The organism is Deltaproteobacteria bacterium (assembly GCA_019912665.1).
GTDB lineage: Bacteria > Desulfobacterota > GWC2-55-46 > GWC2-55-46 > GWC2-55-46 > UBA5799.
This window is the reverse complement of record JAIOIE010000031.1, coordinates 1-10,919: the sequence shown is the minus strand read 5'-3', so window position 1 is coordinate 10,919 and position 10,919 is coordinate 1. Positions and strand designations below refer to the sequence as shown.

At 46.8% G+C, this 10,919-nt stretch carries 16 protein-coding genes and 1 tRNA gene; 15 read left to right on the top strand and 2 right to left on the bottom strand.

Translation table 11 applies throughout. From position 1 onward, the window contains the following. The 14 genes from K8I01_12660 to K8I01_12595 form a co-directional block, all read left to right on the top strand. The coding region (locus K8I01_12660) for an integrase core domain-containing protein (protein ID MBZ0221269.1) at positions 1-108 on the top strand (108 nt) is incomplete at its 5' end. 131 nt (positions 109-239) lie between these two features. Then, entirely contained in the window at positions 240-1,148 is a 909-nt protein-coding gene (locus K8I01_12655; GenBank protein ID MBZ0221268.1) for a hypothetical protein, read from the top strand. 68 nt (positions 1,149-1,216) lie between these two features. Continuing rightward, positions 1,217-1,969: a hypothetical protein gene (locus K8I01_12650; protein ID MBZ0221267.1), complete on the top strand. Its 753-nt coding sequence runs from the start codon at positions 1,217-1,219 to the stop codon at positions 1,967-1,969. A gap of 124 nt (positions 1,970-2,093) precedes the next feature. Next, positions 2,094-2,390 (top strand): DUF5659 domain-containing protein, encoded by a 297-nt coding sequence (locus tag K8I01_12645; protein MBZ0221266.1) that lies wholly within the window; start codon positions 2,094-2,096, stop codon positions 2,388-2,390. Then, positions 2,371-2,925 carry a hypothetical protein gene (locus K8I01_12640; GenBank protein ID MBZ0221265.1) on the top strand — a complete coding sequence of 185 codons (555 nt, stop codon included), beginning with the start codon at positions 2,371-2,373 and terminating at the stop codon, positions 2,923-2,925. Before K8I01_12645 ends, K8I01_12640 begins: the two co-directional genes overlap by 20 nt. Next, on the top strand, positions 2,922-4,259 hold the full coding sequence (locus K8I01_12635; protein ID MBZ0221264.1) for a DUF3987 domain-containing protein: 1,338 nt from the start codon (positions 2,922-2,924) through the stop codon (positions 4,257-4,259). Before K8I01_12640 ends, K8I01_12635 begins: the two co-directional genes overlap by 4 nt. Before the next feature lie 77 nt (positions 4,260-4,336). Next, the gene (locus K8I01_12630; protein ID MBZ0221263.1) at positions 4,337-4,543 is read left to right on the top strand and encodes a hypothetical protein; all 207 of its coding nucleotides are present in this window, start codon (positions 4,337-4,339) and stop codon (positions 4,541-4,543) included. Between the two features lie 97 nt (positions 4,544-4,640). Next, complete coding sequence (locus K8I01_12625; protein MBZ0221262.1) at positions 4,641-5,090, top strand: hypothetical protein; 450 nt, start codon at positions 4,641-4,643, stop codon at positions 5,088-5,090. A 127-nt stretch (positions 5,091-5,217) separates the two neighbouring features. Beyond that, positions 5,218-5,730, top strand: a complete 513-nt coding sequence (locus K8I01_12620; protein MBZ0221261.1) for a terminase small subunit — start codon at positions 5,218-5,220, stop codon at positions 5,728-5,730. Positions 5,731-5,875: 145 nt separating this feature from the next. Continuing rightward, entirely contained in the window at positions 5,876-6,115 is a 240-nt protein-coding gene (locus tag K8I01_12615) for a helix-turn-helix domain-containing protein (GenBank protein MBZ0221260.1), read from the top strand. Between the two features lie 107 nt (positions 6,116-6,222). Beyond that, the gene (locus tag K8I01_12610) at positions 6,223-6,528 is read left to right on the top strand and encodes a hypothetical protein (protein ID MBZ0221259.1); all 306 of its coding nucleotides are present in this window, start codon (positions 6,223-6,225) and stop codon (positions 6,526-6,528) included. Positions 6,529-6,553: 25 nt separating this feature from the next. Then, complete coding sequence (locus K8I01_12605) at positions 6,554-6,766, top strand: helix-turn-helix domain-containing protein (protein ID MBZ0221258.1); 213 nt, start codon at positions 6,554-6,556, stop codon at positions 6,764-6,766. A gap of 11 nt (positions 6,767-6,777) precedes the next feature. Next, on the top strand, positions 6,778-7,059 hold the full coding sequence (locus K8I01_12600) for a hypothetical protein (protein MBZ0221257.1): 282 nt from the start codon (positions 6,778-6,780) through the stop codon (positions 7,057-7,059). Between the two features lie 19 nt (positions 7,060-7,078). Then, the gene (locus tag K8I01_12595; protein ID MBZ0221256.1) at positions 7,079-8,194 is read left to right on the top strand and encodes a site-specific integrase; all 1,116 of its coding nucleotides are present in this window, start codon (positions 7,079-7,081) and stop codon (positions 8,192-8,194) included. A gap of 74 nt (positions 8,195-8,268) precedes the next feature. Here K8I01_12595 and K8I01_12590 read toward each other — a convergent pair. Next, a tRNA-Leu gene (locus tag K8I01_12590) sits at positions 8,269-8,355 on the bottom strand. Between the two features lie 204 nt (positions 8,356-8,559). Between K8I01_12590 and K8I01_12585 the strand changes: the two genes are divergently transcribed. After that, positions 8,560-9,834: a hypothetical protein gene (locus K8I01_12585; protein ID MBZ0221255.1), complete on the top strand. Its 1,275-nt coding sequence runs from the start codon at positions 8,560-8,562 to the stop codon at positions 9,832-9,834. A gap of 304 nt (positions 9,835-10,138) precedes the next feature. On the opposite strand, the gene K8I01_12580 is transcribed toward K8I01_12585, so the two are convergent. Continuing rightward, the coding region (locus tag K8I01_12580; GenBank protein MBZ0221254.1) for a tandem-95 repeat protein at positions 10,139-10,919 on the bottom strand (781 nt) is incomplete at its 5' end.

Here is a 10,919-nt window from a genome sequence, read left to right as displayed (position 1 = left end):
GAATGGCGCAGGGACTATAACGAGGATAGGCCGCACAGTTCACTCGGAAACCTTTCTCCGAATGAATTCGCAAGGCTTCAACAGGAGAAAATGGCTGCATTAGTCTAATTACGAATGGCATTATAGATGGGGGCAGGTCCGATCAAGAAATTGCAAAGGTAGGTGAGCTAAGAGCCAAGAACATTAGTAAGCCGGAATACAAAAAGTATGATGAAAGATACAGGGTACTGGAAAATTCCTTGCTCGAAAAATATGGAATCGCAATCATTGCTCTTGGACTTCACACTAATTTTGAGATTGAAACGAAATCCATGAAGAAAATAGAGCAGGTCTTAAACGAGACTATTTCAAAGTATAAAGACACCCTCACCTGTTTCGGTGAAGAAGCCGCCTACTCAAGATTGAAGGCATGTGAGAATTTTAAGCAAATGTGCGGAAATTATGGCTCAGATAATGGAGACATGTATTATTATGAATTAACTAAAGAATTGGAACTAAAGAAAATTGATGTGTCAGAAAATGATGCAGATCTGTATCAGAAGGAGGCCGACCTTAACATTAAGGGAGCGAATACTGTTCTAAAAGATACTTACCAGTTTTGCAGACTTCTAAGCCTAACCTCAAGTCCTTTCTCTCCAACTTCTATCAGAAAGGATGAGAATGGAATGGACTTCCTCTTTATAAAAGATTTTTGGGGCACCGTCTGGCCTGATCCCTCAACTTTTCAAAAAATATGTTTTGATGCAAAGCCTTCCGAACAGCGTGTGAAGCGCCTCCATGAATTGAAATCTCAATTTCCCAATCACTGGACTATTCAGCGATATTATGACGATTATAAAAAATGGTGGCCTGCCTGCCGAGAAACCGCAGCGGATCTTTGCAAAAACACCTATACTATAAAAGACCAGATAATACTATCCTATCCAACTGTAGCCTGTAAAAATCGTGAGGTTACGAGAGAAGATATTGAGAATGATCTTCGAATGATTGATTCTAAAGCTGAAAAACTGAAACATTCAACCTTACTGGATGAAATAGACGCATGTCAAAAAGCACATGACAGCGGCTTATTTTGGCGCTACGAAGAGCCAATACTTTCTGATAAATGTAAGAAAGAAGCCCCTCAAACTCCGAAGAAGAAAAAATGAAAATTCGATTTGTGGGATAGGGTAGCTCCCGAAAAGGACTGCAAACTCTCCTAATAATATGAGGTGACATGAAAGAGGAAACGAGAGAAGAAATTTATAAAAAGTACGAGGAGCTTGTTTATGGCAAAGAGGAAGCTGAACGGTTGGATAAAGAATTTAGAGAGTATTTGGATAGTATCCCTAAAACAAAAATCTCACAAAGACGCAAATCTGGGCCTATAACCATATCAGCACCAATGGATTTTGGCAGATCCATTCTTAAAATTACTTCTACGCCTAAGGAATGGGAAAACCTGTATAAAAGATTTTTAGCAAATCCAGAGCGTTTTGCATGGGATTTTTATTATGAGGTTATGGATCCTGTGCTAAAGGAGATTGGCAAAAAAACAGGCCGAGGTATTCATGGAGAGGGGCAAGATAAATTTACAAACGATATTAAAAGAATAGCAGTATGGCTTTATCAATATGTGTCTTATCAGCTCAAAATGCCGGATAACGAAAGGGCAAAAATATTTAATTTTGCGCTATTTGCCCTTGAAAAGAAAGGTTATTCAATCTTTTCAGTAAGCCCGCACAGGAAATCAAAAAGATATAATTCAAAAAATATTACTACTGCTTTAATGGAGAACAAGTATCAAATTGAAAGGAGAAAATACGGGATCAAGGTATGGGATGACCCAGATTATTTCTATGAAAAATATATATTAGCTTATCCCAGATATAAAGAGGTTAAAGAAGATTTTGTCAAGATGACCAGAGAAAAAGACGATGAGGCTTCATATCCTCCAATACCTTTAAGAGACATTTTAAATATTAAATAGCTTCTCAAACTAAATTGGTTTACTGATAACCCCTCCTGAAATTGCATTTTTGCGTTTTGGGCAGGGGTTTTCTCGTTATTTCGCTGGGCATATAATTCCCCATAACAACGAGTATGGAGGATATATGACCCGACAAATCCAGCCACAAATCACCAGCCTCAAAGACCTCTACATAAGCTCATACCTCAAGGCTAAAAGTTTTCCACTGCACGATGCAGACCTTGACCATCAAGGCCGGACGGTCTTTCACTTTGTGGAAACACCGGAGCTGAAAAGGGCCCTTATGGACTACTACGCAAACAATGCAATTGTAAGCCCTTCGGCTTTTATCGAGGCTTTCAAGTCCCTCCGCTCTTTAGCGTATAGCCTGTCAGACAAGAAAAATATGGAGAAAACAAAATATGGGAATACCCGCCCTTAAACTCTCACTGTCAGACAAACCAGGTATTATCGCCGTCCTTGAGCGTGAAGGCATAAGCCTTACTCAAAGGAGCCGATACTTCTGGGCCTGTTGTCCCTTCCATTCTGAAAAGACCCCTTCATTCAAGGTTGACCCTGATAGGCAAACCTTCTTTTGCTTTGGATGCCATAAAAAGGGAGATGCCATAGCCCTTGTTATGGAGCTTCACGGCCTTTCTTTCAAAGAGGCTCTTTCTTATCTCGATATCGAAAGGGGCCGTCCAGACCCGTTGCAAATATCTGAGAATAGGGAGAAGCGAGAGCTTACAGAGGCTTTCCGGGTATGGGAGAAAAATACAAGCGACAGTATAGCTTTGTTCCTAAGAAAATACCGCCAATTAAGGGCCACAAGGACTGTCTATACAGAAGCCGAACTTGTATTACTTGCACAGCTACAGGAGCGTTTTGACTACCTCGAATATATCTATGAAGAAGTTTTTTGTAAGAGTAACGATGAGGCGAAGCTGACTTTTTTTAAGGAGGAATACGGAATATGAAATGCGATGTAGGAGATGCGCTTTTGGAGCTAAAGAGGCGTGGGGCAATCGAGACCTTACAAGAGGAATCTCAGACCACTGAACCTGAGATAAATAAAACTTCTGAATGGCCTTTACCTGATGAAGCGATTTTTAATCGCCTTCCTGGAGAAATAACTAAAGCTATCGAGCCACACACAGAGGCCGATCCTATGGCCCTGCTTATTCAGTTTTTAGCCTTCTACGGCTCAATAATCGGAAGGGGTGCTTATTTTGAGGTTGAAGCAAATAAGCATTACGGGAATATTTTTCCTGTCCTAATCGGTGAAACCTCTAAGGGCCGCAAGGGAACCTCTGAAAAACATATTTCACGGCTGTTTTCAGCTATATCGCCTGAATGGAGTGAAAGGATTGTGTCTGGCTTGTCATCTGGCGAAGGGCTTATGTATGCAGTCAGGGACGAAGTAAGAAAAGGCGAAACAGTCATTGAAGAGGGAATTAAAGATAAGCGGCTTCTGGTTATCGAACCGGAGTTTGCAACAGTCCTCAAGGTTTTGGGTAGAGAAGGGAATACCCTTTCAGCAATTATCAGGCAGGCGTGGGATAGTGGCACATTAAGGACACTGGTTAAAAACTGCCCGATAAAAGCCTCTGATACGCATATCTCGCTTATTTCGCATGTCACCAAAGAAGAACTACTTAGATATCTCACGACAACAGAAGCGGCTAACGGATTCGCAAACAGGTTTTTATGGCTTTGTGTCAGGCGTTCTAAATGCCTTCCAAGAGGAGGGCAGATTCAGAAGGTTAATTTTGAACCTCTCCTAAAGAGGCTCCGAGCGGCTATTGATTTTGGGCAAAGCGCAGGAAAGATAGAACCTTCAGAGGAAGCCTGGAAGGCATGGGAGAGTGTTTACCCTGAGCTTTCAGAGGGGGAATCCGGCCTATTAGGGGGCGTAACATCGAGGGCCGAGGCACAGGCGATGCGGCTTGCGATGCTATATGCGCTATTGGATTGCTCTTATCACATAGAGGCTGATCATCTTACGGCGGGACTTGCTTTATGGGATTACTGCTATGCATCCGCAAAGTATGTTTTTGGAGATTCCTTTGGGAACTCTGTAGCAGACGAAATTTTAAACGCCTTGATAAGCAATCCGAAGGGGCTAACCAGAACGGATATTTATAACCTGTTTGGGCGACACAAAAAGGGCTCTGAGATAAGCAAAGCATTGGATTTTTTGCTCAAGAAAGGATTGGCAATCAAGGAGCAAATACAAACGGAAGGCAGAAGCATTGAGCTTTGGTTTGGCAAGAAAGCAGGCGAAAGCAGGAAGAGGCAAGTTGTTCTTTAGGCTTGCGCAAAAAGCGCATTATGCGCAAATACCTTCTTAATACGCTTAACACGCTTAATACGCAGAATGGAGAAAGAATGGGCTTTGCAGAAATCGCGAGAAAGACCCTGAGAGAGATAAAACGAGAGGAGGATTCTATTGTTAAAGAAAGCCCCATACCGTATTTCGGCCCAGATGGAGATATTACTATCCCATTCAATTCAGACCGCCGTTATCACTGGTGGATTGGCGGGCAGAGCGTCAAAGATACAATCGAGGAGTTAAAGGGGGCCTTCCATGCTTGATAAGCTACTGGAGAGGGCTAAAAATGCGGCCCTCAAACTGCTACAGGCCCTTATGACAGCGGGCCGGAGCTTGGGACTGGGACTTTAGGAGGGGCAAATGCCGAAGCCTACAAAGCCGGATATTGCGAAATTCAAGGTTATGAAAGATATGGGCCTTACGCCTAATGCCATTGGAAAACGGACAGGCTTTGATTCCAAAACAGTTAGGGCCTATCTATCCTCAGAGGTTTACGCTGATCCCGATATTCAGCAAATGATTGAACTCATAAAAGGCAAGGAGCTTAATGACCTTCACCTTATCGGGGGAAAGGCAAGGGCCGTGCTTAACGGCTATCTCGATTCAGTTATGAGAGGAGAGAAAGAACCAAACCCTGTTGCCATAGTAGCCATACAGGACAGGAGTTTTCAGCAAAGAAGGCTCCTTGAGGGCCTTAGCACGGAGAATATTGGAGTAAAGGGGCTTGTGGCTCATATCCAAACGGAAATCGAAGTAATCAGAAAAAGGAAAGAGGAGCTTTTGAGCGAGCTTGAGGATGCGGGGGAATAAGTCCTTTTTGTAAATTGTGGCCCAAAAGGGCCTACCTTCAAGTTAGATAAAAGAGGGGCTTTCCCCCTTCCCTGGCACCCCCGTAGGTTATAGGACAAGGTTAATTTTAACAAAAGGAGCCATGAAAATGAGGCCAAGAAAAATAGATGATGGTTTGCTTCTTAAGATGCTCAAAGAGGGCAGGAGCCAAACTGAGATTGCGAAGGAACTGGGCGTTTCCAATGTTGCCGTTCACAAGCGGATTAAAAAGATTGCCCCTCCTCCTTGCCTTGACCATCTTACGGATAAACAGAGGGCCTTTGTTGTGGCAATCGCACAAGGCACCTCCGCAACCGCTTCCGCTATGGGGGCCTATGATGTTAAGGACAGAAATTCAGCTAAGGCAATCGCTCACGGCCTTATGAAGCACCCTGAGATTGAGGACAGCATAAAAGCCCTTATGGAGTATCACGGGCTTACGAAATCCTATCGCATAGGCAAGCTGAAAAGCCATGTAGATAACACAGACCCGAATATATCTCTTAAGGCCCTGGATATGAGCTTCAAACTGGATAGCTCCTATCCCCCTACAAGGAATATCAACCTGAATGTAGAGGCCGATTTATCGCCGGTGGACTTATCTAAGTACAGACGGAATTAACTTTGATAGAAAACGGGATGCGCCCAGGGAAGGGGTTAAGGATACATGGCTGAAAAGCCAATCCTCCCCCCTGCCCCCTTGAGGGCACGAAACCAATGAAGTTTTGGAATATGGGCACAGTCAAGGCACATAGGGTAAATAAAGGTTGAAAGAACAATCAATTACAAAGGCGCACGGGATTGAGAATCCCAAGCGTGAACCCCTTAAAAAGAGGCTCTTTACCATTCCAGAGGCTTCCGTTTATCTGGGGCGGTCTGTTCCTTCCGTGCGTGAGCTTATCTGGGCCGGTAGCCTGCCCTGTGTGAAAGCTGGCAAAAGGATTCACCTTGATATATATGACCTCGATAAATGGATTGAGGCCCACAAGACCCGATACACTTTTTAGGCAGTCCTTTTTATATGCAGGGAAAAGAAAGGAGTTTACATTAAGTTGTTGACAATAATATGCCAATGGTATATATAAGTTCCATCTCTTAGTGTGGGAGGCTTGATATGGTCAAAGAGACTGAGGATATCTCGCCGGATGAAAATAATTGCTATGAGTGTGGCTCGCTCATATCTGAAAAAAGACATTTTTGTGATAAGGATTGTTCCATGGATTTTTTTAAAAGATTTCAGAATATGGATGATGCTCGAAGGGAGCTGTCAAAAATAACAAAACATAGAAAAAAGAACAAAATGCCGCATTATAAAAGAGATAAAAATATTATAAAAGTTGGTGGAGTATTTGAGATGGATAAGTTTGAATATGAAAAGATGAAAGAAGCACAAAAAGAAAAGAGCACAAAGAAAGATTAATTAAAAAAATTTTGAGTTTGAACTAATGATGCCATCTGAACTTTTATACTGGAGAAAAAAGAACCGCTATTCCCAAATTTCACTCGGAAAGACTTTGGGTGTAAGCACGATAACGGTTTACAGGTGGGAAAAGGGTATGAGGGAAATACCTCCATTCCTTCACCTTGCACTTAAATATCTCGAATTGAAAGGGGGTGAACAAAAGAAGGTTAAAAAGAAAAAAACAGCGCCTCTTTAAAGGAGAACCGTATGCTAAAAAGGAGCCTTCTAATAGCTACATTTTTATTTGCCTTTTCAACGCAAGCACAAGCAGGAGAACCAGGAGATTATCAGCTTGTATCAGATAATGGAAGTACATTTATGCTGAATACTAAGACTGGTGCGCTTTGGGAAATCAGAACTTCGAGAATGGGAAAAAATGAGGACATAATGATTAAATATGCTGCACCAGTCACAGTACTTAATTCTGATAAGGAGGTGATTCGTTTTTTGGTTGAACAGGCCGAATTGATTAAAAAGCTCGGCGAATAGTATGAAAGGAGGCGAATCAATGGGCAGTATCTACAAGAGAGGGGAGATTTACTGGGTTAAGTATTACAGGGCCGGAAAGCCCTATCGGGAAAGCTCCCACAGCGAGAAGGAGACAGACGCAAAGAGGCTCCTTAAGCTCCGTGAAGGGCAGATAACCGAAAACCGTTTCCCTGGGCTTAGGGTTGAAAGGGTGCGCTTTGACGAGCTTGCCCTTGACCTTGTGAATGACTATAAGGTGAACGGCAAGAAGTCCCTCGACAGGGCAGAGAGGAGCGTCAAGCACCTTACGAAATACTTTGAAGGCGTAAGGGCCGTTGACATTACCACGGACAGGATCAGGGCCTATATCCTTCAGAGGCAGGATCAGGACGCAGAGAACGGGACTATAAACCGTGAGCTATCGGCCCTGAAAAGGATGTTTCGCCTTGCCTGTCAAATGACCCCTCCGAAGGTGATTAACCCTCCTCATATCCCACACCTGAAAGAGAACGGCGCAAGGACAGGGTACTTTGAGCATAAGGAGTACCTTACCTTTAAGAACGCCTTGCCCTCTTACCTTAAGCCCGTGGTGATAACGGCCTACCATACGGGAATGAGGAAAGAGGAGATTCTTTCCCTTCAATGGCCCCAGGTGGACTTGATAGAGGGCAAGATAACCTTGAAGGCAGAGGATACGAAGAACGGCGAATCGAGGATTGTCTTCATGGAGGGTGAGCTTTTAGAGGCAATCCGCTTCCAGAGGGCCGCAAGGGATAGCAAGTTTCCGAAATGCCCCTGGGTTTTCTTCGGAGAGGCAGGGGAGCAAATAAGGGACTTCAGAGGGGCATGGGCTAAAGCTTGTAACGATTCAGAGCTTGAGGGCAAGCTGTTTCACGATTTCAGGAGGACAGCCGTTAGGAACATGGTAAGGGCCGGAATCCCTGAAAGGGTTGCCATGATGGTATCAGGCCATAAGACCCGGAGCGTCTTTGAAAGGTACAACATAGTAAACGAGGACGATCTGAAAAGGGCTTCAAAGAGGGTTACTGAATACCATGAAGAAAAGGCCGTGACTCTTTCAAAAGGGCACAATTTGGGCACAATTGAGGCACAGAAGCCCACAATTGAGCAGGAAGGAGAACGGGTAATACACTAAGCTATTCGGAAAACGAGGGGTTAAAAGGTATTGAGAATTAGAGGCTTGTAATCAAATCATTGTTCTTGAAAAGCTGGTGCCCGAGGCCGGGGTCGAACCGGCACGGTGTTGCCACCTCGGGATTTTAAGTCCCGTGCGTCTGCCAATTCCGCCACTCGGGCCTTTTTTGGTGGAAGCATTGCAGATTCGTGAAAAATAACAGAAATAGAGCGCACTGTCAACATCCGGCGGCCCTGCCTCTCGTATTGCCCGCCAAAAAACCCATTGCCCTCGCTTGACAATCCCAAAACTGCTGGTAGAGTTCTTGAAATTCCCGGACCTGACCTTCATCAGGTCTCGGATAATTTCAGCCCCCGAGGCCATTGATGAGGAAGTCTCTTTTTGCCCTTGCAGCCGCGTTTTCTTTTTTCGTGCTGTCGCTCTTTATCCCTTGCGAATCCTCGGCCGTGCCCGCTTTTTCGCGGCAGACCGGTATGGCTTGCAATTCCTGTCACTTCCAGCACTTTCCGACCCTCAACTCCTTTGGCCGCGCCTTCAAATCCGGAGGATACACCATGACCGGCGGCCAGAGCATGATCGAGGGGGACTTTCTCTCGCTCCCCTCGGTTCTGAACGCCTCCTTCGTCACAAAGGTGCGATATCAGAAAAGGGACGGCGACTCTAACCACCCGGACGCCACTGCCGAAGACCAGGAGCTTAACAAGGGGCAGCTCCAGTTCCCTGACGAGGCCGCCCTCCTCCTTGGCGGCAGGGTCGGCGAGCACGCAGGCTTTCTCCTGGAGGCGTCCCTCAAGGACGGGGATTCGCGGTTCACGTCTTTCAAGATTCCGTTCGTGTACGTAACCGAAGCAGTGAATTTGAACGTAATCCCGTTCACGACGGACGGCTTCGGGCCGGCATACGGCCTTGAGCTCCTGAATACAGGGGCATTGAGGCTCCAAAGGCCAATCGAGCACCGCACCGAAATATCCGCCCAGCAGTATATCGGTGCCGCAACAGCAGCAACCGGAATCACCCTTGCCGCAGCTCACCAGCTATGGTTCGCGAACTATACGCTCTGGTCTAACGAGCACTCGCCGGAAATATCCTCGGGCCCATATCTCCATTACGGCAGGATAGCTTTCACTCCTGCCTTCGAGGGGTGGGACCTCGGCATAGGCGCCCAGATATGGGCGGGCAAGGAGGCAAACCTGAGCGCTGACCCGGACGACGAGACCGCGGTCATCGTCACAAGGAAAGAGGCCGACGCGTGGGCGGTTGACGCTCAGGCTCAGGGCACAGTGGGAGCGTTTCCCCTTGGCGTCTATCTTACTTATGCGAGGGCAGCCAAATCTAACGGGCTGCCAGGCGAAGGCGGGAACATTTTTAATGAAAACCAGGACAAAGCCAGAAAGGCATGGACGGCGCTGGCCGAGGTCGGCGTGGTGCCGGGCAAGCTCACCGCAGCGGCGGCTTACCGTCATGGAAGGAGCGGCTCAACCGGAGACGACGAGGACAACGCCACCACTCTCGGGCTCGTGTACACCCCACTTCAGAACATTCAATTCCAGCTCGACTCCACATGGTATTCCGGGTCCGGCGGGCCGGGCCCTGAGAGCGGCGATAACCTTACCACCCTGATGCTCTTCGCGGCCTTTTAGGCTCGGCCCATTAAGGAAGGCACCTGTCCTACCCTCTTTAATTCTTAACCGCAGGGCCATTGCATTCGAATGGCTCAAAAGGACTCCGAAGACCTTAAAGCTGACCAAAGTCCCGATGCCCTTGCCTCAATCTTTCCCAGGAAGTACTCATGCATAATTGATAGCACGTGATGCGGAAGCTATCCGGCGCGCCCCTCGAATCAAGGCACATAGGGCCGTATCCGAGGCGGTCGATTTATCTTGCTGGCAAGGTAAAAAACCGCAGAAGCGTAATCATTAGCTTTTTCTGATCGCCTTACCGAACCTATTTGGCCACCTTCACAGTGACCTTGGCGCTTTTCGAAGTCGCGCCGTAGTCATCCTTTATATTGTAGTAGAAGTAATCGAAGCCGGTGAAACCGGCTGCCGGGGTGAACGTTACCGTACCATCTTTGTTATTTACAACCGTGCCGCCCCGTCCCGGCTTGCTCAGGATCGTAACGCTCTCCTTCACGACAGTCCCGTCGATGTCATAATCGTTTGCGGCAACGTCTATCAAGACCGGCGTGTTGACTGCGGTGGTCGCATAGTCCACTACAGCTACCGGGAGCTTGTTCGATTTCACGCTGACCGTGACCCTTGTCGTGTTGCTCAAGTCCATGCCGTCGGTAGCCTTGTAATAGAACCTGTCGCTTCCGCTGAAGCCGGGATTCGGCGTAAATGTCACGGTGTTGTCGGGGTTTATCGTAGCCGTGCCGTTGGGGGGCGGGATGGTTATGGCCGCCACGCTAAGCGGGTCTCCATCCGCGTCGACGTCGTTTTCGAGCACAGGTATGACTACCGGCGTGTTGAAGTCGGTCGACGCGCTGTCCTGGTAACCGACCGGCGCGGTATTGGATTCCCTGTCAACACTTATACTCACAGTCGCCGTATTACTCTCCGCTCCTCCGAAGACGGCCTTATAAGTGAACGAATCAATTCCTGAATAGCCCGGCCCCGGAGTATAGATAAAAGAGCCGTCGGGGTTGAGAGTAAGGCTTCCGTTTGCCGGTCCGGTTACGAGCTGGGCTGTCAAATCCCCCTCGCCAGAGTCATTTCCGAGCACA